The sequence below is a fragment of the Microbacterium sp. HM-570 genome, assembly GCF_054165885.1.
Genome location: NZ_CM135111.1, coordinates 1,934,760 through 1,960,377, shown reverse-complemented (window position 1 = coordinate 1,960,377; position 25,618 = coordinate 1,934,760). Strand labels below are relative to the sequence as shown.

Genomic DNA, 25,618 nt, shown 5'->3' with positions numbered 1-25,618 from the left:
GAACCCCGCTAGGCCGGCAACGCGACGCCGCGGGAGCCCGCGTACTCCCCCACGCGTTCGACGTAGGCGGCCTTCTGTTCGGGCGTGAGCCAGGATGCCTCGAACGAGTTGATCGCGAGCTGCACGAGGTCCGTCTCGGACAGCCCCGCGTGCTCCGCGAGCGCGACGTAGTTGTCGCCGACGTACGCGCCGAAGTACGCGGGATCGTCCGAGTTGATCATGACCCGCAGGCCCGCCCGCATCAGGCTGACGATCTCGTCGGCCTTCATCTGCTCGGTGACGAACGAGTTCGAGACGGGGCAGCACGTGAATCCCAGCCCGCGCTCCTTCGCCAGGGCGATGAGTTCGGGATCTTCGACGATGTTGGTGCCGTGGTCGATCCGCTCGACGTCGATGTCGGTGAGCACCGCACGGATGTTGTCGATCGAGCCGACCTGGTCGATGTCGCAGTGCATGGTCAACCGGAAGCCTTCCGTGCGCGCACGGGCGAAAACCTCCGAAAACTTGCTGGGCGGGTTGTCCCGCTCATCCGAGTCGAGCCCCACGCCGATGATCCAGTCCTTGTAGGGCAGGGCCGACTCGAGCGTCGCCGCCGCATCCTCCGCAGAGAAGTCACGCAAGAAGCAGAGGATGAGTTCTGCCGAGATGCCGAGCTCGTCGCCCGCGCGAACGGCGGCGCGGTGGTATCCCGTGATGACGTTCTCGAAGGGCACGCCGCGGCTCGTGTGGGCCTGCGGGTCGAAGAACATCTCGGCGTGCACGACACCCTGCTCCTTCGCGCGCAACAGGTAGGCCCAGGCGAGGTCGTGGAAGTCGTCGGCCGTCTGCAACACCTGCATGGCCGGGTAGTAGACCGCGAGGAAGCTCGTCAGGTCGGTGAAGTTGTAGGTCGCCTTGACCGCTTCGACGGTCTTCTCGGCGAGCTCGATGCCATTGCGGGCGGCGAGCTCGAACTTGAGTTCGGGTTCGAGTGTGCCCTCGAGGTGCAGATGCAGTTCGGCCTTGGGCAGGCCGTAGGCGAACTCGGTGAGCGCGGTGGTGTCAGTCATGGTGTCCTTTCGGGCGGGCGGTGGAGGCTGCCTGTTCGTCGGGCGATCTGTCGGATCGAGCGTCGGACGCGGGGCTCGCGCGGTGGGCGGCGCTAGGCGCGATTACCCATACCCATGCGGGCGAGGGCGACCGATTCGAGGATCTGGACGATGTTGTAGAGGACGAGCGCGGCTCCCGTTACCAGCACGACGGCCGTCCAGACGGCGGAGAACTGGGCGGCTGCGACATAGCCACCCACCGCGCCGCCGATTCCGCCTCCGACGGCGAGCCACTCGGCGAGCAGCGCGCCGGTGATGGCACCCGGCACCGAGATGCGCACGGCCGCGAAAAACTCCGGCAGCGAGCTGGGCAGGGCGACCTTCCGCAGACGCGTCCACGACGTGCCGCCGTAGACGGTGACGAGGTCATTCATCTGGGGCGAGGCCGACTTCAGCCCGAACACGATGTTGACGAGGGCGGGGAAGAGCACGACGATACCGCCGATGACCGCGACCGAGGCGAACTCGCGCCCGAAAATCAGGATGATGACGGGCGCCATAGCGACGAGCGGTACGGAACGCAGCAACATGGCCATCGGCATCAGGGCATGCTCGACACCCTTGCTGAGCTGGAAGATCATTGCCACCACCAGGGCGACGAACAGGCCCGCGGCGAACCCGACAACCGAGTGGCCGAGGGTGACCCAGAGCTGTCCGAAGAGCTGCTCACGATTCGCCTCGGCGTTGGGAACGGTGACGAGGAAGTTCCAGACATCCACCGGTCCCTTGCCGACGTAGGGCGAGATCTGGAATACCCACAGCGAGCCGACCCAGAGAACCAGCACGGCGACGATCGTAAAGACGAAAGTGAGCACGCTTCGACCGAGCGCGGCGAGCGTCGACATCCGGACCTCGCGGCGCATCTCGCGCTCCAGCTTGGCAAGCTGCTCCGGCGCGCCAGGAACGGTGAGGGCGGTTCCCATCTCACTCATGATGACACCCCCTTCGACCAGGGCGCGATGGCCCGCGCGATAAGCCCGACCAGGCCATACCCGATCAGGGCAACGGCACCCGAGGCGAGCGCGATGTCCCAGACCCGAGCGGAGTTGAGCGCCTGCTGCGCGGCGATCATCGCGGGACCGACGCCGAGAGTGACCTTGCCGAAGAACTCCCCGAGCACCGCACCGAGGAATGCCGCGGGAACCGCGATCTTCAGCGCGTTGAGGATGGCGGGGAGGGACGCGATCAGCCGCACCTTGCGCAGCTGGGTGAAACGCGAGCCGCCGTAAACGGTCACCAGGTCGAGGCTGGATTTGTCGGCGGCCTTGAGCCCGAGGAGCGCCCCCACCACGGTCGTGAAGAAGCAGCTGAGGGCCGCGAGGAAGACGGCGGTGATGGAGGGCTGCCCGGAGGTCGGGATCGGCACGATCACGATCAGCAACAGGCCGAGCGCCACGATGGGGATGCAGTAGGTGATGATGGCGATCTGCATGATGACGCCCTCGAGCCGCGGCACGATCAGGACGAGCGCCGCGAGCACGAGCGCGAGCCCATTGCCCCAGAGATAGCCGATGCCTGCCTCGCTGAGCGTCACGCCGAAGTTGCGGGCGTAGAACTCCCATCCCGTGTTGAAGTACTCGGCGACAACTTGCGGGGGCGTGGGAATGGCCTGCACACCACCGGGACCGACGTTCGAGAACACCGTTGCGGCGAGAATCCACCAGATCGCGATGATCCCGACGACGCCGATCAGCCCGGTGACCCACGCCGGAAGCTTGACGTCTTCCCACTGGATCGCGCGCGGCTTGGCCGCCGTCGCAGGAGACCCCGCCGTGTTCGAGAGATCAGTGGTCATCCGCCGCGGCGCCTCCGACGCCGAAGAGCAGTTCGGATGCCTGGTCGACGTAGGCATGGAACTCGGGCGTGCGCATCATCTCGGGAGTGCGGGGACGCGGCAGGTCGATCGTCATGACCTCTTTGATGCGTCCCGGCCGCGGGCTCATGACCGCGACCTGGTCGGAGAGGAAGATCGCCTCCGAGATGCCGTGCGTGACGAGCAGCGTGGTGGCCGGCTTCTCGGTCCAGATGCGCAGCAGCTCGAGGTTGAGCTTCTGGCGCGTCATGTCATCCAGGGCACCGAAGGGCTCGTCGAACAGTAGGACCGAGGGCTTCATGATGAGCGAACGCGCGATGGACACGCGCTGACGCATGCCTCCGGAAAGCTGTGCGGGCTTCGCCTTCTCGAACCCGGTGAGCCCGACAAGCGCGATCATCTCTTTGACGTAGTCCTTGTCGACGGATTTACCCGCGACTTCGAACGGCAACTGGATGTTGGACTGGACGCTCCGCCACGGGAGCAGGGCCGAGTCCTGGAACGCGATGCCCAGCTCGTTGCCGCGACGCAGTTCTTTGGGGCTCTTGCCGTCGACACGAGTGGTACCGCTGGTGGGCTCCTCGAGTCCGGCGAGAATGCGCAGGATGGTCGACTTACCGCATCCGGACGGCCCGAGCAGGGCAAGGAACGTGCCTTGCTCGGTGTGCAGGTTGGCGTCCTGGAGGGCCACGACGCTCTTGCGGCCCACGGTGAAAGCCTTATTCAGACCCGTAATCTGCAGGCCGGTGCCCAAGCTTGTCGCCTGGGCACCGGTCTGGGTAACCGCTTCGGTCACAGTTGATTTCTCTCGGTTGAGGTGAAGAACTCAGCCCGCGTAGGCGATGAGATCCGGGTTCTCTTCGTAGACCTCGTCCAGCAGGCTCATGTCGAAGAGGTCGGATGCATCGAGCATGATGCCCGCTCCGGCGAGGCTGTCGATCGTGAGCTTCTGCAGCTCCTCAGAGATCGTGAACAGACCGTTCTCTTCGGTCTCGGTCGAGACGACGAGCTTGTTCTGTGCTTCGGAACCCGCGAGGGTCTTGGCCGGGTCGAGGTCGAGGTCGACACCGTACTTCTCGATGGCGAGGTCGGCACCGGCCTGCGGGTCGGCGAGCGCGTCGGTCCAACCCTTGATCTCGGCGACGAGGAACGCCTTCAGCATGTCGCGCTTGTTCTTGATGGTGTCCTCCGTGACCGTGATGGTCTCGGCAACGAACGGCAGACCGTTGTCGGCGAAGGGCAGGTTCGTCGTCGGGGCGCCCGACATCTCGACCGAGATCGACTCGTTCGTGAGGTACGCGACGTATCCGTCGACCTCACCGTTGACGAGCGGCGCCGGGTCGTACTGAACCGGAACGATGGTCAGCTCGGAGGCGTCGATGTCGTTGGCCGCGAGCAACGCGTTGAAGAGGGTCAGGTTGCTGTCCTGCACACCGATCTTCTTGCCCTTGAGGTCGTCGGGGGTGGCGATGTCGCCCCCGTCCTTGAGCGAGAGGATCGTGAACGGGTTGGCCTGGAACGTCGCACCGATGATCTTGAGGGGTGCACCCTCGTTGGCGATCGCGGAACCGATCTGGACCGAGTCGCTCAGCGCGATGTCAGCCGTGCCCCCGAGGAGCTCGGGAATGCCGCCCGACGGGCCGGGGACCAGCTTGACGGAAGAGAATCCGGCTTCCTCGTAGTAGCCGTTCGTGTCGGCGAGGTACTCACCCGCGAACTCTTCGTTGAAGATCCAGCTGAGCTGGAGCGTGATGTCGCCGAAGCCCTCTTCGCCCATGGGGGCTTCCGAGGTGGCGGCGTCGCCGCTGCCGCCCGCGCAGGCGGTCAGGGCGAGGGCTGCGATCGCGATGCCCGCGCCGGCCGCGGCGAGGCGACGGCGTGAGGTGTTGAAGCGAAATGTCATGTGCTGTGTCTCCAGATCGGACGGGGTGGCACTCGGGTGTATCGGCACGGCCACAGGCCTCGACCCTGCGCGATAGTGCTGACGCTATGGGATGTAGATTTCACGAACACTGGCGCAGTGTTTCGGCGCCGTTACACCTGGGTCGCGACGACCCCGCTTGCCCCGTGACCGCAGCGCCTCGGTCGTTGAGTCAGCGCAGCGCCTCGGTTGCCCCGCGAGCGCAGCGCCTCGGTCGCCCCGCGAGCGCAGCGCCTCGGTTGCCCCGCGAGCGCAGCGCCTCGGTTGCCCCGCGAGCGCAGCGCCTCGGTCGTTGAGCGAGCGCAGCGAGACGAAACGTCAACAGCCGGACTGCGCGCGCCGCTGCCGCGCGCTCCACCCGCGCACGGCGTCGAGGCCGCCCTCGATCAACGCCGCGCGCTTGTCATGGCTCCACCCCTGGATGCGCTTCTCCCACGCGAACGCTTCGTCGATGCGAGCAAACTCCGCGCTCCACATCAGCTGGACGGGCCGCCGCGTGCGCGTGTAGGCAGCTCCCTCGCCGACCGCATGCTGTTGTACACGGCGGTCGAGCTCGGTGGTGCTCCCGACGTAGAACGTACCGTCGGCGCAGCGAAGGATGTAGACGAAGCCCATCGATTGACGCTAGCGAGGTCGAGCCGCGGCCGTGCCGGTTGTCCACAGCATCCGCGTCTGGTCTCGTCGCCGCGCTCCTCACGGGATACCCGACGGGTGTCCCGCGAGCGCAGCACCTCGGTCGCCCCGCGAGCGCAGCCAGACGAAACGATCGCCGTGCATTTCGTCTCGTCGCTGCGCTCCTCGCTCAATGACCGTAGGTACCTCGCTCGAAGCGCACCGCCCGTCGCACCGCGGGCGCACCGCAAGGTCAGTGGGGGTGGCGCCCCAGGCGATCCGCGAGCGCGGGCAGGTCGGCGTGGAGCCGGGCCGACGCCTCACCGGCGAGCGGATTCGTCGACTCCCCTGCGCGCGACACCAACACACCGCCGACGTAGACGCGGTCGAGGTTTCGCAATCCCATGGACAGCACGTAGCTGCGCACGGGATGCCAGAGCGGGCCGACATCCGGGCGGCGCGGGTCGACCACGACGAAGTCGGCGAACTTGCCGATCTCCAGGCTGCCGACGCGGTCAGCGACGCCCATGATCTCGGCGGCGCCCAGCGTGTGCAGGCGCAGCACCAGCTCGGGCATCATCGACAGCGGGTCCTGGGTGCGGGCCCGCTGCATCGCAATGCCCATGCGCATGTTCTGCCAGGGGTCCGAGACATCCGTGCAGGCCTGATCATCGAGCCCCATGCCCACCTTCATGCCCATCGCGAGCATCTCGGGCACGAGTGCGGTGCCCGATGCCAGGCGGCCGTTGGATGCCGGCTGCCACGACATCGAGGCGCCGGCCGCAGCTGCCTGCTCGATGATCTCGGGCGTGGTCTGGATGAAGTGTCCGAACATCATGTCCGGACCGAGGGCCCCCGCGTCCCGGTACAGCGCGAACTTCGACTGTTGCAGCGGCACCGCCTCGGGCGACTCGAGGAAGTGGGCCTGGTTGGTCACCCCGAACCGGCGCATGGCCTCGACCTCGAGCTCGGCCGCCTCGGGCCGGGGCGACCACTGCACCTGCCCCATGATCGAGGCGCCGAGCGCGAAGTCCGGGTCCATCGAACGGGTGTGGGCGACGGATGCCTCGAAGCGCGCGAAGATCTCGGCGTCGGTGCCGGCGGTGACATCCATACCGATCGAGTCGACGAATCGGATGCCGGAGTCCAGACATCCGTCCGCCTGCTGCGTGTGGTACTCGGTGCCACGCAGAGGCGCGTTGCCGACACGCTTGCCGTCGACCATCGACTCCCACGCCTGCTGCGGATCGGTGAAGTTGTAGGCGGTGGTGACACCGTTGCCGAGAAAGTCGAGGGCGCCGTGCAGCGTCGACCAGTAGATGTCGGCGGGCGTCGCGTGTGCGGTCATGCCCAGCATCGAGTCGCACCAGCCGTAGAGGGTGTCGGCGACGCCGAGCCCACGCAGGCCGCTCGTGAAGAGGTGGCTGTGGCTGGAGACGAAGCCGGGCGCGACGAACGCTCCGTCAACGTCGAGCACCTCGTCGGCCGTGGCGTCACTGGGGTCGCCGGCGCCGATGGCCACGATACGGCCGTCTTCGACGCGCATCCACCCGCGTTCGATGTACCCCGGATCGTCGGATCCAGCGGGAATCGTGATGAGGCGGGCATTGATAACGAGGAGCGACATGGTGTCGACCGTACGAGATGTTGATTACACGAAGATTGCACCGGGGTCACGGCCGAGGCGGCGACGGGCGTCGTTTCGCGCCGATATGACTCAGGGCTTGGGCTTGCGGACCTTCAGCGGGGGAACGTCAAGGTTCGGAATCGCTCGAATCAGGAACTTGTCGAAGTGCGGAACCGTGAACGCGGCATAGCCGTGCTCCGGGGTATAGAGGAGCCCCATGTTGATGAGTTCAGCGCGGGTCGGACCGAGGTTCGTGGACGTCCTGCCCATCATGTCGGCCACGTCCGACGCTTTCTGCGGATCCGGTCCGAGTTGAGCCATCGCACGCAGGTAGGCGCGCTGCAGCTCGGTCGCTCGGTCCAGCCGAACACGAAAGAACGACTCGTCCAGCTTCGCCTCATACCCCGGCACCGCCGCGACGATGTCGTCGCGGGATATGACGGGCCCGTCTGCAACAGTCCACACGGCGTATCCGAGCTCTTGCAGGAAATATGGGTAGCCGCCGGTTATCGCGACGGCAAGAGACAGCGCATCGCTGGAGAAGGAGATCTGCTCCTCCGCAGCAGGTTGCAACAACGCTTCTTTCGCATCCGCATCGGTGAGATTGCCGATGGAGGGAAACTTGAACAGACGCTCGGCGTATGATTTCGCATCCCCCGCAAGCTCCGCGATCTGTGGCAACCCCGCACCTACGAGCGTGACGGGAAGTTTCCGTTGGACCATCTTGTGGATCGCCTCGATCGTTGCCTCTAGCTGCTGCTTGCTGAGGAACTGGACTTCATCGAATAGCACCACAACACCGCGGCCCTGCTCCTGCGCCGCCTCACCCAGGGCGACGAATACATCGGTCAGATCGAGAGCAAGATTCGCGTGGTCCGCAAAACCCTCAGCCGCGTCAACATCGAGGCCGGCAGACCACACGCCTGCGGCGTCCACGCTGACAGTGAAGGACCGCAAGACGGATGCCGCGTGCTTGAGACGAGTGTTCCATTTCGCCTTTGGCGAGATCTGGAAAAGGGCCGCCCGAAGCTTCGCAGCTATCGCACTACGGAAGTGGTTCTCGTCGTTCTTGCTGACCTCGAGCTCGACAACAACCCAGTCGCGCGCGAGTGCTTTTGTCCGAAACTGCCCTAACAGGACTGTTTTTCCTACCCCGCGAAGTCCGGTAACAATGAGCGACTGCTCTGTTCGACCGCGCTCGATTCGGGCGAGCAGCAAGTCGAAGGAACCGAGTTGATCCTCGCGTCCGACAACCGCTTGCGGCTCAGCACCCGCATTGGGCGTGTACGGATTCGTCAGAGCCTGCATGCGAGAATCTTAGCGAGTTTTGTGCGCTTTATTTGTTGCACATAAAGCGTGCATAGTGTCCTAATCTATTGGCGGGGCTCGGCGGCGAGGTGGAGAACGGACTCGGCGAGCGCGCGGATGCCGAGCGCGACATCCGCTGCGCTGACCGCCTCGTCGGGGTGATGGCTGATGCCATCCGGATTCCGCAGGAACAACATCCCGACGTTCGTGATCGCGCCGATCGACATCCCGTCGTGGCCGGCGGGGCTGAAGAGGGTGGCCGGGTCATCCGGCATCTCCGGCAGGGCCCCGCGGATCCCGGCGCGGATGACGTCCTGCAGCAGCGGCGCGCACATGACCGCGGGCGCGTTGTGCACCTCGCGGGCCCGCCAGCGCAGGCCGCGGCGGCCCATGATCACGTCGAGGTCGCGCGACAGAGAGTCCCAGACGCGGTCACGCTCGCCGTCGAACTCGCCCCGCAGGTCGAGGCTGAAGTGCGCCTCGCCCGGCACGATGTTGACGGCGCCGGGGAACGCCTCGAGCTGACCGACCGTGCCGATGACGTGATGCTCCGCGCTGCAGATGCGCTCGACCGTCAGGGCGGCCTCGCTCGCCCCGAGCAGCGCGTCGTGGCGCATGTCGTACGGGGTGCCGCCCGCGTGCCGGGCCTCACCCTCGACCACGAGCTGGAATCGGCGGGCGCTCGCGATCGACGACACGACGGCGAGCGACTCCCCACGGCGGTCGAGCTCGGGACCTTGCTCGATGTGTGCCTCGAGATACCCCACGAGCTCATCGGGGCGACGCGCAGCCTCGCCGATTCGCCCCGGGTCGAGGCCGAACTCGAGCGCGGCCTGGCGCAGCGTGGTGCCGTCGGCATCCGTCAGCTGCCACCAGTCGTCGTCCCAGGTGCCGGCAACAGCGGATGACCCGAGCAGAGCTTTGCCGAAGCGGGTGCCCTCTTCGTCCGAGAACGCCACGACCTCGATCGCGAACGGCAGGGGCGAAATGCTGCCCTCGCCGTTCGGTGCGGGCGCCCGGAGCAACCGCACGACCTCGAGCGCCATCAGCACACCGACGATGCCGTCGAAGCGTCCGGCGTCGGGCACGGTGTCGAGATGCGAGCCGATCATCAGTGCGGGGGCATCGGGATCCGATGGGTCGAGCCGTCCGATCTGGTTGCCCGCGGCATCCTGTCGCGTCCGCATGCCGACCTCGCGCATCCACTCCGCCGCGAGGCGGTTGACGCGGGCGTGCTCGGTCGAGAGGTACACGCGTTCGATCTCGCCCGGGGTTGCGGTGACGCGCGCGAGCTCGTCGCAGCGCGCCATGACGCGCCGAGCCGCGGCGGCGACGCGGTCGGGCGTGAGGTCGGGCAGGAGGGTCCGCGTCATCAGGCCTCGCCCGCGTACACGTCGAGGGCGGCATCGACGCCGCCGCCCACGGGAACCTTCGCGCCGAAGCGACGGAGCACCTGCTCGAGCGCGGCGAGCGTCGTCAGCACGGCGTCCTTGCGGGCGTTGTAGCCCATGGTTCCGATGCGCCAGACGCGCCCGTGCAGGGGTCCGAACGAGGTGCCGATCTCGATGCCGAAGTCGTCGAGCATCGCCTGGCGTGCGGCATCCCCCGCCACGCCCTCGGGAATCTCGACGGCGACGACGTTCGACATCTTGTGCGCGACGTCGCCGAACACGACCAGCCCCAGCCCACGCACCCCCGCGAGCATCGCGGCGCCGTGCAGTTCGTGCCGCGCGATCACGGCATCGCGACCCTCACCGAGCAACACCCGCGCGCATTCGCGTGCGCCGTAGAGCATCGAGGTCGCCTCGGTGTGGTGGTTCAGGCGGCGGGGTCCCCAGTAGTCCAGGATCATGCCGAGGTCGAAGTAGTTGGAGCGGACGAAGTCGGGTGCGTCCTCGTCGCCGGGCTCGCGGATCCCGGCCTCGATCTTCTTGCGCGACCGGATGATCTCCACCGCCCGCTCAGACAGCGTGATCGGCGCCGAGCCCGAAGGCCCACCGAGGCATTTCTGGAGCCCTGCGGTCGCGGCATCCAGGCCCCAGGCATCCGCTTCGAACGGATTGCCGCCGAGCGAAGCGGTGGCGTCGGAGTAGAACAGCACGCCATGCTTGGCGCAGATCGCGCCGATCTCGTCGAGCGGCTGCAGCATCGTGGTCGACGTGTCGCCCTGCACGAGCCCGAGCAGGTGCGGCTTGACTCGCACGATCGCCTCTTCGATCGCGGCGGAAGTGAAGACCTGACCCCACGGCACCTCGATCGTGTGCACCTCGGCCATCGCGCGCTCCGCGATCTCGGCGAGCAGGTGCCCGAAACGTCCGAAAACCGGCACGAGCACCCGGTCGCCCGGCCGGATGAGCGAGATCATCGCGGCCTCGATGCCGCCGCGAGACGTCGAATCGACGAGGAAGGTCGCGTCGTTCTCGGTCGCCCAGACCTGCCGGTACAGCGCCTGCGTCTCGGTCATCGTGCTCGTCATGAACGGGTCGTACTGCCCGACGAGCTGCGCCGACATCGCCGTGAGCACGCTCGGGTACGCCGAGATCGGCCCCGGCCCCATCAGCAAACGGGCGGGCGGATCGATCGGCACGGCGTTCATGCAGGTTCCTGTCTGTTCATCCCGGTGCGGGTCGCGGCGCGGTACACGGGGCCGAGTGCGCCGGTTTTTGTCGAGCGCGCCCGATACTGGCGCGAAATAGTGGGCGCAGTCGGCAACAACAGGCGCGCTCGGCGGACTGTCATGACGTCACCACCGCCCGGGTGAGGCGACGGGCGAGGCGCACCAGCGCGATGTCGGTGCCGGGGCGCGAGATCAGAGACACACCCACGGGGGCTGCGCCGAGGCTCGACGGCACCGTCAGCAGCGGGATCGAGATCGAGGGCATCCCGCCGATCGCGGCCGGCGTTGTCATACGCAGGGTCGCGGCACGCACGGCCTCGACCCGTTCGCCCCGATGCGTGCGCATGGGCGCGGGGCCGGGCACCGTCGGCATGATCAGCACCGTGTCGTTCGTCGCCTCGTGCAGGCGTGCGCGCAAGTCGTCGACCGCCGCGCGCGCCTCGGACTCGGCCTCGGCGGTCACCTCGGAGGCCACGCGGAATCGCTCGGCCACGGCCGGGGCGACGGCACCGGGGTGCTCGCGCAGCCACGCGCCGTTGTTGCGCCAGGCCTCGGCACCCTGAACGGCGCGGAACGCCGCGAGGTACTCATCGAGATCGCCGACGGATGTCTCGGCCACCTCGGACCGGGCATCCCCCGCCCCGAGGGCCGCGAGCAGGGCCTCGAACGCCTCCCGCGTCCCGGGTTCGACGGACTCGAGCATCTCGGTCGGCACCGCGAAGCTCCACGGCAGGTCGCTCCCCGACTCCCCGAACACGCTCTCGGTCGACTCCGACCCGTCGTAGCTGAGGCACCAGTCGACGACCTTTTGCATCGTGTCGCCGTCGCGCGTCAGCCATCCGATCGTGTCGAACGTCTGCGCGAGCGGCAGCAACCCCTGTCGCGGCACGAGCCCATGGGTCGTGCGCAGACCCCAGAGCCCCTGATACGACGCGGGCACCCGGATGGACCCGGCTGTGTCGGTCGCCAGACCGATCTGCGCCTGCCCGGTCGCGACGGCCGAAGCGGGGCCGCTCGACGAGCCGCCGGGCAGCGCCCCCGGCAGCGCCCCATTGGGCGGGGTTCCGTAGTGCGCGTTGTCGCCGGCGACGCTGTACGCGAACTCGTCGGTGCGCGCAATTCCGCGGAGGGATGCCCCGGCCCGGAGCAGATCCGAGACCGCGGCAGCCGTCGTGGGTTCGACACGCGCGGAGTCGAGGTACGTCGGGTTGCCCGCGCCGATGCGGTAGCCCTTGATCGCGAACAGGTCCTTGACGGCGACGCTCAGCCCCTCGAGTGGGCCCTCCCACGCGCCCTGCCAGAGCGGGTCACCGACCGTCCGCCACACCGACCGGTCGAGCGCCTGTGCGCGCGGCGTGACGTGGGCCGCGGTGATGAGCCAGCGGTCGTCGAACCGCTGCCACACCTGGGTTTGGAGCCCTGTGCCTCCACCGATGTAGCGCGAGATCGATACGAGCAGTGCGACATCCGGTGCCAACTCGCGGTACTCGATGCGTTCGATCGAACGCGCAGGCACTCCTCCGCGAACGCCCCGGAACACGCTGATCGTGTCGTGACCGACGAGCAACCCGGCTGGGTCCCCGCGCATCGTGGCATCGCCGGGCGCGAAGGCCGCATCGAGGGCATCGAGGTCGTTCGCGATGATCGCGCGCTCGTAGGCCTCGAAAGCTTCGAGCAGGTCTGCGGGAACCGTGTTGGCACCGTCGGTCGAGGCATCCGTCATGCCGTGTGTCCTTCGTTCAGAACAGGAGATTCTCCCGAAACAGGAGAATCCGCCGAAAACTCTCCTGTCCTCGCCGATTCGCCTGTTGTCGGCGAGTCGGCGAGCGGATGCCCGGGGCGCTGAACTGCGGCGAAGTCCGACTCGCGGATGCGTGCGTGTACGCCGCAGACGATGTCGACCACCTGCGAGATGTCGAAGTCGGTCGCGGCGCTGAGGTACGCGTAGGCGAGGTGCTCGTCGAGGCCCCAGCGTGCCCGGATGAGCGAGATCGCCGAGCGGACGCAGCGGCGCATCGCCTCGCCGAGGTCGGGATCGAGGCCGGTCGGTACGAGGTATTCGTCGGTGCGGACCAGCGGCCCGGTGAACTCCCCGAACTCAGCGAGCGCCTCAGCCTGCGGCACGATCTCGAAGCGCAGGGTCGCGCGCAGCGACGCCTCGAGCGCCGTCAGCGCGACCTCGCCGTCGCCCTGCGCGAAGTGCGGGTCGCCGACGTACGCCAAGGCCCCCGCGACCTGCACCGGAAGGTACAGGACCGTGCCCTCGACCAGCAGGTTGATGTCGATGTTGCCGCCGTGCTCGCCGGGCGGCACCGAGTGGGGCCGCTGATCACCGGCGACCGCGACGCCCATGGTGCCGAGGAACGGCGCGAGCGGAAACTCGACGAGCCCGGGGCCTCCCTCGACGACGGGCAGCACCCCGACCATCCGTCCCGCCCGCTCCTCAACCGGGGTGAAGACGCTCACGTTGTGCTCGCCGCGGGGCAGCTCGCCGACGAGCGCGCCCTTGCCGTGCCGATTCGAGATCACCCCGTACGGCACGCGCGGCTGCAGGCGCACGACCGTGATCTTGAGCAGATCGCCAGGCAGCGCGCCCTCGACAGCGATCGGCCCCGTCACGACGTGCGGTCCATCGGCCATCGTGTCGCGGCTGAGCGAGCGCGCGATCTCGATCGCATCGTCGAGAACGGATGCCTCGGGCACACCCTTGCCGGTGAAGTACCCCAGCGGATCCTTGCCCTGGTCTTCGAGGATTCCCTCGTGGCTCACCGTGTCGATCGTCACGGTCTGCCCGGGCTGGATGGTGAGTACCGCGGCATCGCGCGCGCACGGCAGGCGTCCCCACATTACGGTCGCGGGCGACGCGGCCAGATAAAGGTCGCCGGGGATCTCGCCCCTGCCGGGCTGCAGGATGGTTGATTCCTGCGCGGTCGTTTCGAGGGCTGTGGTCACGGATGCATCTCCTCAACGCGGGACGCGGCGCCGACAGGGTCCGCCGCATCCGCGGAGTCTGCGGGATGCGCGACGGCGCGCACGGTCAGGATCTCACGTCCTGCTCTGGCAGTTACGCCCGCCTCGGGGGTGTAGACGAGTGCACCGGCGAGGTAGGTGCCCTCGACGACACCGAAAAGCTCACGCCCATCCCATGGCGACATCTTGTTGCGGTACTGCAGCTCGGCCGCCCGCACCGTGTACGTCGCATCGAGATCGACGACCGAGAAGTGTGCCGGAGCGCCGACCACGATCTGCCCCGCGGACCCGAGACCCGCAATCCGCGCCGGCCCCGTCGTCATGAGCGGCAGGATCTTCTCGATCGGGATGCCTCGGGTCCGCGCCGCGGTCAAGATCGCCGAGAATCCGGTCTGAAGTCCGGAGATTCCGCCCCACGCGAGGGCGAAGTCTCCGCCGCCCTGCTGCTTCAGCTCGAGCGTGGACGGCGAGTGGTCGCTGACGATCGCGTCGATCGTGCCGTCGACGACGCCCTGCCAGAGGAGGTCCTGGTTCGCCTCGTCCCGGATCGGGGGGCAGCACTTGAACTGCCCCGCGGCATCCGGCACATCCTCGGCCCGAAGGGTGAGGTAGTGCGGGCAGGTCTCGATCGTGAGTCGCACGCCGTCGGCTTTCGCGGCACGGATGTCGTCCAGCGCACCGCCGTCCGACACGTGGACGATATGCGCGCGGGCACCGGTGCGGCGGGCCGCCTCGATCACGAGCCGGATCGCCGCACGCTCACTCTCAGGCGGGCGGGAGGCGAGGAACGCGTCGTACCGGGGCCCGAGGGTCTCGGCGTCGTGCACGTGCGCGGGGTCTTCGGCGTGGACGATCAGCAGCCCATCGAACGCGGCGATCTCGGCGAGCGCGACCTCGAGCTGTTCGGCGTTCAGGTGCCCGAACTCGTCGATGCCCGAGGGCATCAGGAAGCACTTGAACCCCACCACTCCCGCCGCGGCGAGTTCGGCGAGCGACCCGAGATTCTCAGGAACCGCACCGCCCCAATAGGCGATGTCGACGGCCAGTTTGCCGACCGTGGCGGCGCGCTTCTCGGCGAGCGCCTCGGGGGTCGTCGTCACGGGCACGCTGTTGAGCGGCATATCGACGATCGTGGTGACGCCGCCCGCGGCCGCGGCGGCGGTCCCTGTCTCGAAGCCTTCCCAGTCCGTGCGGCCCGGCTCGTCGAGGTGGACATGCGAATCCACCAGACCGGGCAAGAGGGTGAGGCGGTCGGGCAAGACGGTGACATCGGATGCCGGGACGTCGCCGGATGCAGCGGCCCCAGCATCCGGGTCGTAATCCGCGATCGCAGCGATACGGCCGCCCTCGATGCGGACCACAGCGGGACGGATCGCCCCATCGACGAAGACGCGACGCGCGGCGATCGCACGCGGGGCGTCGGGAAGAGCGGTCATGTGCCCCAACCTAGGGGCCCGGCGTTTCCCGGATGTTACTCAGAGCAACATCCGGGAAACGCGGCCGGGATGGCGTGGAGGTCAGACGGGGGCGGGCTCTGTCTCGACCGTTTCTGCCACCGGCTCGGCCGGAGCGGCGCGGTGGTTCCACATCACGGCGATGTAGAGGATCGCGCCGATCAGCGCACCGATCACCCACGCGAAGCCGCTCAGCGCGCCCAGGGCCGGAACCCAGACAGCAGAGATGGAGAAAACCGCCGCGATCGCGATTACCAGGATCGCTCGCACGTTCCAACCCTTGGTGTAGAAGTAGCGACCGGTTGCACCGGTCGAGTACAGGTCGTGCACCTTCAAGGCGCGGCGCTGGATGATGTAGAAGTCCGCCACCAGCACCCCGTAGAGCGGCGCCAGGACGGCACCGAGAGTATCTACGAAGATCGGGAATCCGTTCTCGTTGATGACGGACACCCAGAGGGCTCCAACGATGAACCCGAGCGCCGCGGTCATGTAGCCACCCGCCTTGAAGCTGATTCGCTGCGGAGCAAGGTTCGACAGGTCGTAGGCGGGCGGGATGAAGTTGGCGACGAGGTTGATGCCGATCGTCGCCACCAAGAACGTCACCGCCGCGAGGATGGTCAAGAAGACGTTGCCGACCTGGCCAACGATCTCGGCCGGGTTCGTGAGCGGTTCTCCTTCGCCTCCCTGCAGCACGATGTAGGCGCCTGCCGTGATGAACAGGCTCAGGAACGTGAAGAAGGTCAAGCTGACGGGCAGTCCGAGGAAGTTCCCCCGGCGCATCTTCTTCTCCGACTTCGAGAAGCGAGCGAAGTCACCGAAGTTGATGATCACCGCTGAGAAGTACGCGATCATCGTTCCGATCACGCCGACGAATGCCCCGACCGCGGCCCAGCCCTCGACCTCGGAGTTGTTGAAGATCGAGCCGACCGCGGGAATGAGCCGATCGCCTGCCTGGATCCAGATCGCGATCAGCAGCACCACCATCACGACGTAGACGGCGGGCCCCGCGAAGTTCAGGAACTTCTCGATCCACGAGATCCCGCCGACGAAGAGCAGTACCTGCAAGGCAGCCACGATGATGTACGACACCCAATCAACCCATGTCATGCCGAGGAAGGTCGCCTCGGGAGGAGTGACGATGATGGCGTTGATCGCGAGCCCGACGGCCGTCGACGCGAAGTACGTCTGTGCGCCGTACCAGAAGATCGCGACGATGCCACGAATGAGCGCGGGGAACTGGGCTCCATGAACGCCCATGCTCGAGCGCGCCATGACCGCATAGGGAATGCCGTACTTGACGCTCGGCTTGCCCGTGAGGTTGACGAGGAAGTTGACGAAGAAGCCGGCGAGGATGATGGCCGCGAAAACCCACCACCCGTTGATGCCGGCGCCCACGAACAGGCTCGCCGCGAGGATGTACCCACCCAGGCTCTGCACGTCGTTGGTCCAGACGTTGAAGAACTCGAAGGCGCCCCACCGCCGCTTCTCTTTCGGAAGCGGTGCGAGGTCGTCGTTATACAACGAGGGGTGCCTGTCATCCCCCAGGTGCGTGTCGAATTCAGCGATATTTTCGGCGGCGGGAAGCGTGACGGTCATGCGATTCTCCAGTCAGACGGAGGTGCTGGATGATAGTTCCGACGCCCCGGTGGCGTCGCGATCAAGCTATTGCTTAAGCTCCGTCGGTGGATTTCGCGCGCGTAACGGCTCCGTGACAGTAAGTGACCACTTAAGCCTCGTAAGGGGCCCTGCCCTACATCACAGCTCCGGCGTGGGAGACGCGACCGGCTCGGGCAGACCGCCGGGAAGCGTCAACCACGCGGCGACGGCGACTTCGTCGGTTTCGTTCACGACGCGGTGCGGACGCGTCGCCGCGAACGACAGCGAGGCCCCGGCGGCGAGACGCAGCTCACCCTCCGTGAACTCGAATGTCAGCACGCCCGAAACGACGCTGCCGCACTCGTATCCCGCGTGCACGAGCATCGCACCATCCACGCTCGATGATGTTCCGGGCGGATAAGACGACTCGAAGAGCTCGATTCCCGGCAGCGCCGTCGGAGTCAGCCGTCGATACGTGACGCCCTGCCCGAGGTGTGCGACGGCAATGTCGCCCGCGGTCGACACGAACACGCCCGGGAGGGGCTCGGCGACGTCCGGCGCATCCGATCCCACCGGCCGCTCGTACACCTCGAGCTCGTCGAAGATCGCCGAGACGGGAGCACCCAGAACGCCGACGAGCTCGACCAGGCGGTTGACCGAGGGTTGCATGACACCGGTCTCGATCTGGGACAGTGCGCTGGACGAGATCCCCAGCTGCTGGGCGACCGAGGCGAGCGAGCGACCGGACGACTTGCGCAGCTGGCGCAGACGACTTCCGATCCGGGCAGAGAGCGGCACATCGTCGTTCATCGGGTCCTCCGCGCCCATCGTAGGGCCACGCGGCGGACCACCCCCGCCGCCCGCCTCGCCCATGAGCATTCTCCAGGGGCCCGGCGTTTCCCGGATGTTACTCAGAGCAACATCCGGGAAACGCGGGCCGACTACGGTGGCCGGGTGCTCCTCTCCGAATTCAATGACGCGGATGCCGCGACGGCGGCGTCCGTCGTGCGCGTCTGGGCCGACATCCCGGCATGGACGAATGCGCTCGTTGCCGAGCGGCCCTACGCATCCGTCGCCGAGATAGAGGCCCTCGCTGCGGCGCTCGCCGAGCGGTGGAGCGGCGAGCACCTCGAGGCCGCGCTCGCGCATCACCCTCGCATCGGCGAACGGCCGACCGCTCCGGGAGCCGAAGGCGATGCCTCGCGCCGCGAGCAGGCGGCGATGGCGACCGCAGCGGACGACGTGACAGCCCGCATCGCCGCAGGAAACGCGGCGTACGAGGAACGATTCGGGCGCGTTTTCCTGATCCGCGCCGCGGGGCGCACTCCCGACGAGATCCTGGCGAACCTCGAGCGCCGGCTCATGAACGACGCCGAGGCCGAAACGGTCGAAGCCACGAAGCAGCTCGTTGAGATCGCCTTGCTGCGCCTGCGGGGCGCGCTCACCGACGACAGGATGGGTGCATGACCCCGCACCCGACACCACACCTCACGACCCACGTTCTCGACGCCGCGACGGGAACGCCCGCACCGGGCGTCGAGGTTGCGCTGGCCACCGCATCCGGCGTCCCCGTCGCCACGGGAACGACGGATGCCGACGGCCGGGCCGGTCTCGGACCAGAACTTCTCGAGGCCGGGGACTACGCCCTGACGTTCTCGACCGGCGCGTACTTCGCGGCACGTGACGTCGAGACTTTCTACCCGTCGGTAACCGTGACGTTCCGGGTCGATGTCGACGATCAGGGCGGCTCAAGGCACTACCACGTGCCCTTGCTGCTCAGCCCGTTCGCCTATTCCACCTACCGCGGCAGCTGAGCCGCATCGCTTCGGAGGATCACGTGAAGGTCATCGTCATCGGCGCCGGCATCGGCGGCACGAGCGCCGCGATCGCGCTGCAGCGCCTCGGGCACGACGTCGTCGTGTACGACCAGATGCGTGAGAACAAGCCGGTCGGGGCTGCGCTGTCGCTGTGGTCCAACGGCGTGAAGGTTCTGAACTGGCTCGGGTTGACCGACGAGGTTGCAGCGCTCGGTGGGCTGATGGACGACATGGCCTACTACGACGGCAAGACGGGCGAGACGCTCTGCCGCTTCAGCCTCGAGCCCGTGACGACACAGACCGGGCAGCGGCCCTACCCGATCGCGCGGGCCGACCTGCAGGCGCTGCTCATGGAACGGGTCGGGATGGACCGCATTCATCTGTCGATGAGACTCGTCGGCATCGACGACGACGGCACCCGGGTGACCGCGACCTTCGCGGACGGATCGACCGACACAGCCGACCTGCTGATCGGGGCGGATGGGGCACGCTCGATCACTCGCGACTACGTCACAGCGGCGCTGGGGCTGCCGACGATCGAGCGGACGTACTCGGGATACACGAACTTCAATGGGCTCGTCCCGGCGAACACCGACATCGGGCCGCTCGATCAGTGGACGACCTATGTCGCCGACGGCAAGCGCTGTGCCGTGATGCCGGTCGCTGGTGATCGGTTCTATTTCTTCGTCGATGTGCCACAACCGGCCGGGGTGCCCTACGACCGGTCCGACGGTGCGGCGCCGCTGCGCGAGGCCTTCGCGGGATGGGCGCCCGGGGTGCAGGCGTTGCTCGACTCGATCGACCCAGCGGTGTCGCTCAACCGCGTCGAGATCTGGGACATCGACCCGTTCGACACCTGGGTGCACGGGCGGGTCGCGATCCTCGGCGACGCGGCGCACAACACGGCGCCCGACATCGGTCAGGGTGCGTGCTCGGCGCTCGAGGACAGTTTTGCCCTCGGCATCCTGTTCGCAACCAACACGCTGGGTGTCGAAGACACGCTGCAGCGGTACCAGCAGGTGCGCACCGAGCGCGCGGGCGACCTGGTGATCCGAGCACGCAAGCGCGCGTGGGAGACACACGCTTTCGATGTGGCCGCGACCCAGGAGTGGTACGAGCAGCTCCGCACCGAGGACGGCACGGGCGTCATCCGGGGCATCGTCGGCAACATCGTGGATTCTCCGGTCAACCTCGGCGGCGGCATCCGCGTCTGACGCGACCCCTCCGCGCCCCCTCGCGAGAGTGCCCGTTCCCGACGAGAGTGCCCGTTCCCGACCGCGAAAGTGCCCGTTCCCGACCGCGAAAGTGCCGCTCCCTATACCGAGGGTGCTCGTGCCCTACAACCGGCACCCTCGCGCGGCAGAAAGGGCACCCTCGCGCGGCAGAACAGGCACCCTCGCGTGGAGCAGGCGCGGTCGTCAGGCGTGGAAGACGGCGTGGATGTCGGAGCCTGCGACAGCTCGACCGCCGAGGCCGTCGAGCTCGAGCAGCACGGCGGTGCCCGCAACGCTGCCCCCGAGCCGCTCGACGAGCGTTCGCGCGGCGGCGATCGTGCCGCCCGTCGCGAGCACATCGTCGAGCAGCAGGACGCGTGAGCCGTGCGGCATGTCGTCGTGCGCCTCGATCTCGGCCGTGCCGTACTCCAGCGCGTAGGACACGGATGCCGCGGGCCGGGGCAGCTTGCCCGCTTTGCGGATGGGGATCAGGCCGACGCCCGCGGCCATCGCCGCGGCCCCCGCGAGGAGGAAGCCGCGCGCTTCGATGCCTGCGACCACGTCGTACGTCCCCGCGAAGGGTTCGATGAGGGCATCGATCGTTGCACGGAGCGCCGCGTCGTCCGCGAGCAATGGCATGATGTCGCGGAAGAGGATGCCTGGCTGGGGGTAGTCCGGGATCACCGCGATGAGCGACTCGGCGCGAACAAGGGCGTCGGGGCTGGGCGTCTGCACGGGGTTCACCCTAACGCCCGCGCGCTCCGACCGCCCCGCGGCGAGGACCCCGATGTGCGCGTGCGCAAGCGCTTGCACTAGCGTGGACGGATGACTTCTCTCGCGCAGAGCGCCCAGCCCGAGTCCCGCCTGCCCTCCGCCCCCGGATCCGAGTGGTGGCGTTCGGCCGTGATCTACCAGATCTACCCGCGTTCGTTCGCGGATGCGTCGAACGACGGCATCGGCGACCTGCCCGGCATCACGTCCAAGCTCGACGACCTGCAGGAGCTCGGCATCGATGCCCTGTGGCTCTCGCCGTTCATGACGTCGCCGCAGAAGGATGCCGGCTACGACGTCGCGGACTACTGCGACGTCGACCCCATTTTCGGAACCCTCGCCGACTTCGACGCGATGCTCGAGGGCGCCCATGCCCGCGGTATCCGGGTCATCGTCGACCTCGTGCCGAATCACTCATCAGATCAGCACGTCTGGTTCCAGGCCGCCCTGGCGGCAGCACCCGGAAGCCCCGAGCGCGCCCGCTACATGTTCCGCGACGGTCTCGGAGAGAATGGCGAGCTGCCGCCGAACAATTGGGAGTCGGTCTTCGGCGGACCCGCCTGGACGCGGGTCGTCGAGCCCGACGGATCACCGGGCCAGTGGTACCTGCACCTGTTCGACACCTCGCAGCCCGACTTCGACTGGTCGAATGAGGAGGTGCGGGAGGGATTCCGCGGCGTGCTGCGCTTCTGGCTCGACCGTGGCGTCGACGGGTTCCGCGTGGACGTCGCCCACGGACTCGTGAAGAAAGACGGTCTGCCCGACTACACGCCCCCCGCAGATGCCGCGTCGATGGGTGGTGCAGAGGCCGACGTGCCGTACTGGGGTCAGCCCGGCGTTCACGAAATCTACCGGGATTGGCATGTGCTGCTCGCGGAATATGAGGGCGATCGTGCGCTCGCCGCCGAAGCCTGGCTGCCGACGCCGGCCAAGACGGCGCTCTGGGTGCGCTCGGACGAGATGCACCAGGCCTTCAACTTCGAGTACCTCGAGACGCCGTGGAACGCGCCGAAGCTTCGGGCGGTCGTCGCCGAATCGCTCGCCGCATATGGCGCCGTGGATGCCCCGAGCACCTGGGTGCTGTCGAACCACGACGTGATTCGCCACGCCTCCCGGCTTGCGCTCACGGGCGATGTTCCGCAGGGAACCGGCATCGGCCCGCTGTCCGAGGTGCAGCCGATCCCCGAGCTGGGCCTGCGACGCGCACGTGCGGCGACCACGATGATGCTCGCGCTCCCCGGCTCGGCGTACCTCTACCAGGGCGAAGAACTCGGCCTGCCCGAGGCCGTCGACCTGCCTGACGACGCCCGGCAGGACCCGACGTGGTTCCGGACCCACGGCGAGCGCTACGGGCGGGACGGATGCCGCGTACCCATCCCCTGGACCGCGGATGGACCCTCCTACGGCTTCAACGCGTCCGGGGCATCCTGGTTGCCGCAGCCGGCGCAGTGGGCGGAACTCGCCCGCGACGTGCAGCGCAACCGGCCCGACTCGACGCTCTCGCTCTACCGCAGTGCCCTGACCGAGCGCCGCGCACACGCGCTCGGCACGGGCGAGTTGCAGTGGGTCGATGGCTATGGCGACGACGTCGTGGCGTTCCGCAACGGCGACATCACGGTGATCGCGAATGTCGGCGCGACGCCGGTGCCGCTGCCCACCGGCGCGACCGTCGTGCTGACGAGCGCATCGCTCGAGGACGGCGCGATCGGATCCGACACGACCGTCTGGCTCGAGGGCGCGCGCTAGGCCGCGACATGGTCGGCATCGACGAGGTTGCTCGTGCGGCCGGCGTTTCGACCGCGACCGTCTCGCGCGCGCTGAGCGGTCGTGGTCGGGTGTCGGCGCCGACACGGATGCGCGTGGAGCAGGCGGCGGAGCGACTCGGCTACGTCGTCCAGGCGTCGGCATCGAGCCTCGCCTCGGGCCGCACCCGCAGCATCGGCGTTTTGGTGCCGTTGCTCGATCCGTGGTTCTTCAGCACGGTACTCGGCGGAATCGCCGACGCGCTGGCACGTCGCGGATACGACATCACGCTGTACGTGCTGAGCGAGGATGCCGAGGCTCGGCGCACGATGTTCGGCACCTTCCTGCGCCGGCAGAGGGTAGACGCCGTCATCGCGATGTCCATCTCGCTCGGCGAGGACGAGACGGACGCGCTCATCGGGATCGGGGTACCCGTCGTCCGGATCGGCGCACCCCGGGCGGGCCTGACCAGCCTCACGGTCGACGACGAAGCGGTCGGGGCGCTGGCGACCGCGCACCTGTTGAAACTCGGACACCGCGTTATCGCGCACATCGGGGCGGCACGCGAGAGCGACGGCGATTATCGCGTGCCCGCGCAGCGTCGCCGGGGACACGAGCAAGCTCTGGTGCAGGCCGGGGTCACCCCCCAGCCGGACTTGTTCGAGCCGGCCGACTTCACCATCCTCGGCGGTGGGGCGGCGGCGCGGCGGCTTCTCGAAAATGGTGGATCACGCCCGACCGCGATCTTCGCGGCAAGCGACGAGATGGCGGTCGGGGCGATCCTGGCGGCACGCGAATTGGGCGTTCGCGTACCCGAAGATCTGTCCGTGGTCGGCGTCGACGGGCACGAGCTGGGCGCCTCGCTCGGGCTCACGAGCGTCGACCAGTTCCCGCGCGAGCAGGGCGTGCGGGCTGCCGAGACCGTGCTCGATCTGCTCGAGCCCGGTCCGACGACGGATGCTCCGCCGCCCCACGGCGGGCTCCGCTTCGAGCTCGTGGTGCGCGCATCGACCGCGCCGCCGTCGTCCGCCCACGTAGGCTCGGGCGCATGACGATCGATCTCGAGGCGCTCTACATCGACCTGCACGAGCACCCGGAGCTGTCGTTTCAGGAGACCCGCACGGCGGCGATCGCGGCCGGGCACCTCCGTGATCTCGGGCTCGAGGTCACCGAAGGCGTCGGCGGCACGGGTGTCGTGGGCGTCCTCCGCAACGGAGCTGGGCCGACCGTCTGGCTCCGCGCCGACATGGACGGCCTCCCTGTTGAGGAGCAGACCGGGCTGCCGTACGCGAGTAGCGCGCGCGGTCTGAACCCGCAGGGCACCGAAGTTCCGGTCATGCACGCGTGCGGACACGACATGCACGTCGCCGCGATGATCGGCGCGATCGAACAGCTCGCGAGCACGACGGATGAGTGGGCGGGCACGATAGTTGTGCTCATTCAGCCCGCCGAGGAGTTCGGTGCGGGCGCTCAGGCGATGATCGCCGACGGTGTGCTGACGCGCTTCCCGCGCCCCGACATCGTGCTCGGGCAGCACGTGACCCCGCTGCCCGCGGGGGTTGTGGGAGTGCGTCCGGGAACGCAGATGGCTGCGTCGGATGGCCTGACCATCACCCTCCACGGCCGCGGCGGCCACGGCTCACGACCGCACGCGACGATCGACCCGATCGTCATGGCCGCCGCCACCGTCATGCGCCTGCAGACGGTGGCATCGCGCGAGATCGACCCGCGCGAGATGGCCGTGGTCACGGTCGGTTCGATTCATGCGGGCCTGAAGCACAACATCATTCCGGCCGAGGCGCGCCTCGAGCTGAGCCTGCGCTACGCGGACGACAGTACCCGCGCGAAGGTGCTCGAGAAGGTGGAGCGGATCGTGCGCGCCGAGGCCGAGGCATCCGGTGCTCCCCTGCCGCCCACGATCGAGACCGACCACACGCTGCCCCCGACGATCAACGACGCGGACGCGACGGCCCGACTCTCGGCCGCGTTCGACCGCGAGATCGGCGCTGGGACCGTGCTCGACCCCGGGATGTTCACCGGTAGCGAGGATGTCTCGTGGTTCGCGCGCGAGGCGGGCGTGCCGCTGGTTTTCTGGTTCTGGGGCGGGGTCGACCCGGCCGTCTATATGCGCGCTCAGGCAGAGGGCACGATCGACCGCGACATCCCGACGAACCATTCGCCGTTCTTCGCGCCGCTGTTGCAGCCGACGCTCCGCAACGGGGTGCAGACGCTGACGGTCGCGGCGCGGGAGTTCCTGGGCTGACAACAAGAGTTCTCTGATCTTTACGCCCGCGACGAGTCGAGACGCTGTCTTTCGTGAAGATGAGTGGATGAGACATCCGAGAGCCGGAGTCGCTCTTGCAGGCACAGCCATCCTCTTGGCGCTCGCTGGCTGCGCGCCCGCTACGCCAACGACCCAGGCGTCCCCGAGCGAAATCACCGTGTCTTCCTCAACGCCAACGCCAACGCCAACGCCAACGCCAACGCCAACGCCAGAATCGTTCATCGTTACAGCAACGGAGATGTCCGTGCTGGACTCTGACGGAACGATCCGCTCGAGTGTCGCCTTCTCCGGCGAAGACCCCGCTGCATTCGCTGCGGCTCTCGGAGAGTCGTTCGGCGTGGCGGCAGCCGAGAGCACGACGGCAGGCGGCTTTGAAGGCGCGGAGTTCACCACAGAGTACGCGTGGGACGGCCTCGTGATCTCGTCAGGATTCTCCCCCGGGCAGACGTGCGGCACGCGAATAGACTGCCGCGGAACTTTTGTTTACTTCACCGTTCCCTCCATAAACGACATCTCTCTCGGCACAGCGGGAGGGATCCACGTTGGCGATTCCGTGGTCGCAGCTATGGACCTGGGCGCTCGTCCTACCTCGGAGATCCCTCTCGCCGCCGAGCCGGAGGACCCATCGGTCTTCGAATCCCAGGCCGAAGCGACTCGCATCGTCCTTCTCGATCTGGACGACGAAGGAGCTTCAATCGTCAGAATCCGGGCGAGCGGCTGGTTCCAGACCTTCGGCAACATCTGACCTTCTGCCTGGAGGATGTCGTGTAGCCGGGGCACGCC

The 25,618-nt window shown here is 67.8% G+C and carries 23 protein-coding genes; 7 read left to right on the top strand and 16 right to left on the bottom strand.

What is annotated here, in order from left to right; all coding sequences use genetic code 11:
• Positions 1-8 precede the first annotated feature (8 nt).
• The 15 genes from add to ACT9TC_RS09245 all read right to left on the bottom strand — a co-directional run bounded on the left by add (position 9) and on the right by ACT9TC_RS09245 (position 17,816).
• Positions 9-1,049: an adenosine deaminase gene (gene add, locus ACT9TC_RS09315; RefSeq protein WP_458040251.1), complete on the bottom strand. Its 1,041-nt coding sequence runs from the start codon at positions 1,047-1,049 to the stop codon at positions 9-11.
• Between the two features lie 92 nt (positions 1,050-1,141).
• Complete coding sequence (locus ACT9TC_RS09310) at positions 1,142-2,020, bottom strand: ABC transporter permease (RefSeq protein ID WP_458040250.1); 879 nt, start codon at positions 2,018-2,020, stop codon at positions 1,142-1,144.
• Positions 2,017-2,883 (bottom strand): ABC transporter permease, encoded by an 867-nt coding sequence (locus tag ACT9TC_RS09305; RefSeq protein WP_458040249.1) that lies wholly within the window; start codon positions 2,881-2,883, stop codon positions 2,017-2,019. The genes ACT9TC_RS09310 and ACT9TC_RS09305 overlap by 4 nt, the downstream gene beginning before the upstream one ends.
• Positions 2,873-3,697: an ABC transporter ATP-binding protein gene (locus ACT9TC_RS09300; protein ID WP_458040248.1), complete on the bottom strand. Its 825-nt coding sequence runs from the start codon at positions 3,695-3,697 to the stop codon at positions 2,873-2,875. Before ACT9TC_RS09300 ends, ACT9TC_RS09305 begins: the two co-directional genes overlap by 11 nt.
• A 30-nt stretch (positions 3,698-3,727) precedes the next feature.
• On the bottom strand, positions 3,728-4,804 hold the full coding sequence (locus ACT9TC_RS09295; RefSeq protein ID WP_458040247.1) for an ABC transporter substrate-binding protein: 1,077 nt from the start codon (positions 4,802-4,804) through the stop codon (positions 3,728-3,730).
• A 336-nt stretch (positions 4,805-5,140) separates the two neighbouring features.
• Positions 5,141-5,437 (bottom strand): GIY-YIG nuclease family protein, encoded by a 297-nt coding sequence (locus tag ACT9TC_RS09290; protein WP_458040246.1) that lies wholly within the window; start codon positions 5,435-5,437, stop codon positions 5,141-5,143.
• 250 nt (positions 5,438-5,687) lie between these two features.
• Positions 5,688-7,061 carry an amidohydrolase family protein gene (locus ACT9TC_RS09285; protein WP_458040245.1) on the bottom strand — a complete coding sequence of 458 codons (1,374 nt, stop codon included), beginning with the start codon at positions 7,059-7,061 and terminating at the stop codon, positions 5,688-5,690.
• A 90-nt stretch (positions 7,062-7,151) separates the two neighbouring features.
• Positions 7,152-8,369 carry an ATP-binding protein gene (locus ACT9TC_RS09280; protein ID WP_458040244.1) on the bottom strand — a complete coding sequence of 406 codons (1,218 nt, stop codon included), beginning with the start codon at positions 8,367-8,369 and terminating at the stop codon, positions 7,152-7,154.
• A gap of 65 nt (positions 8,370-8,434) precedes the next feature.
• Positions 8,435-9,742 (bottom strand): allantoate amidohydrolase, encoded by a 1,308-nt coding sequence (locus tag ACT9TC_RS09275; protein ID WP_458040243.1) that lies wholly within the window; start codon positions 9,740-9,742, stop codon positions 8,435-8,437.
• The gene (locus ACT9TC_RS09270) at positions 9,742-10,965 is read right to left on the bottom strand and encodes a pyridoxal-phosphate-dependent aminotransferase family protein (RefSeq protein ID WP_458040242.1); all 1,224 of its coding nucleotides are present in this window, start codon (positions 10,963-10,965) and stop codon (positions 9,742-9,744) included. Before ACT9TC_RS09270 ends, ACT9TC_RS09275 begins: the two co-directional genes overlap by 1 nt.
• Before the next feature lie 139 nt (positions 10,966-11,104).
• Positions 11,105-12,709 carry an AtzH-like domain-containing protein gene (locus tag ACT9TC_RS09265; RefSeq protein WP_458040241.1) on the bottom strand — a complete coding sequence of 535 codons (1,605 nt, stop codon included), beginning with the start codon at positions 12,707-12,709 and terminating at the stop codon, positions 11,105-11,107.
• Positions 12,706-13,938: an acetamidase/formamidase family protein gene (locus ACT9TC_RS09260; RefSeq protein WP_458040240.1), complete on the bottom strand. Its 1,233-nt coding sequence runs from the start codon at positions 13,936-13,938 to the stop codon at positions 12,706-12,708. Before ACT9TC_RS09260 ends, ACT9TC_RS09265 begins: the two co-directional genes overlap by 4 nt.
• Positions 13,935-15,392 (bottom strand): allantoinase AllB, encoded by a 1,458-nt coding sequence (gene allB / locus ACT9TC_RS09255; RefSeq protein WP_458040239.1) that lies wholly within the window; start codon positions 15,390-15,392, stop codon positions 13,935-13,937. Before allB ends, ACT9TC_RS09260 begins: the two co-directional genes overlap by 4 nt.
• An 81-nt stretch (positions 15,393-15,473) precedes the next feature.
• Positions 15,474-17,006, bottom strand: a complete 1,533-nt coding sequence (locus ACT9TC_RS09250; protein ID WP_458040238.1) for an NCS1 family nucleobase:cation symporter-1 — start codon at positions 17,004-17,006, stop codon at positions 15,474-15,476.
• 159 nt (positions 17,007-17,165) lie between these two features.
• The gene (locus ACT9TC_RS09245) at positions 17,166-17,816 is read right to left on the bottom strand and encodes a helix-turn-helix domain-containing protein (RefSeq protein ID WP_458040237.1); all 651 of its coding nucleotides are present in this window, start codon (positions 17,814-17,816) and stop codon (positions 17,166-17,168) included.
• Between the two features lie 144 nt (positions 17,817-17,960).
• On the opposite strand from ACT9TC_RS09245, the gene uraD reads away from it, so the two are divergent.
• Genes uraD through hpxO form a run of 3 tightly spaced genes read left to right on the top strand, consistent with a single transcriptional unit; the run spans position 17,961 to position 20,037 of the window.
• Positions 17,961-18,473 (top strand): 2-oxo-4-hydroxy-4-carboxy-5-ureidoimidazoline decarboxylase, encoded by a 513-nt coding sequence (gene uraD, locus ACT9TC_RS09240; RefSeq protein ID WP_458040236.1) that lies wholly within the window; start codon positions 17,961-17,963, stop codon positions 18,471-18,473.
• Positions 18,470-18,820 (top strand): hydroxyisourate hydrolase, encoded by a 351-nt coding sequence (gene uraH / locus ACT9TC_RS09235; protein WP_458040235.1) that lies wholly within the window; start codon positions 18,470-18,472, stop codon positions 18,818-18,820. The genes uraD and uraH overlap by 4 nt, the downstream gene beginning before the upstream one ends.
• 23 nt (positions 18,821-18,843) lie before the next feature.
• On the top strand, positions 18,844-20,037 hold the full coding sequence (gene hpxO / locus ACT9TC_RS09230) for an FAD-dependent urate hydroxylase HpxO (protein WP_458040234.1): 1,194 nt from the start codon (positions 18,844-18,846) through the stop codon (positions 20,035-20,037).
• A gap of 204 nt (positions 20,038-20,241) precedes the next feature.
• Here the strand turns inward: hpxO and ACT9TC_RS09225 are convergent, their stop codons facing one another.
• Positions 20,242-20,772, bottom strand: coding sequence for an adenine phosphoribosyltransferase (locus tag ACT9TC_RS09225; protein ID WP_458040233.1), 531 nt, complete (start codon positions 20,770-20,772; stop codon positions 20,242-20,244).
• Between the two features lie 90 nt (positions 20,773-20,862).
• On the opposite strand from ACT9TC_RS09225, the gene ACT9TC_RS09220 reads away from it, so the two are divergent.
• The 4 genes from ACT9TC_RS09220 to ACT9TC_RS09205 all read left to right on the top strand — a co-directional run bounded on the left by ACT9TC_RS09220 (position 20,863) and on the right by ACT9TC_RS09205 (position 25,580).
• Entirely contained in the window at positions 20,863-22,554 is a 1,692-nt protein-coding gene (locus tag ACT9TC_RS09220) for a glycoside hydrolase family 13 protein (RefSeq protein ID WP_458040232.1), read from the top strand.
• Positions 22,555-22,562: 8 nt separating this feature from the next.
• On the top strand, positions 22,563-23,603 hold the full coding sequence (locus tag ACT9TC_RS09215) for a LacI family DNA-binding transcriptional regulator (protein ID WP_458040231.1): 1,041 nt from the start codon (positions 22,563-22,565) through the stop codon (positions 23,601-23,603).
• On the top strand, positions 23,600-24,814 hold the full coding sequence (locus tag ACT9TC_RS09210; RefSeq protein ID WP_458040230.1) for an amidohydrolase: 1,215 nt from the start codon (positions 23,600-23,602) through the stop codon (positions 24,812-24,814). The genes ACT9TC_RS09215 and ACT9TC_RS09210 overlap by 4 nt, the downstream gene beginning before the upstream one ends.
• Before the next feature lie 265 nt (positions 24,815-25,079).
• On the top strand, positions 25,080-25,580 hold the full coding sequence (locus ACT9TC_RS09205; protein WP_458040229.1) for a hypothetical protein: 501 nt from the start codon (positions 25,080-25,082) through the stop codon (positions 25,578-25,580).
• Positions 25,581-25,618 lie beyond the last annotated feature (38 nt).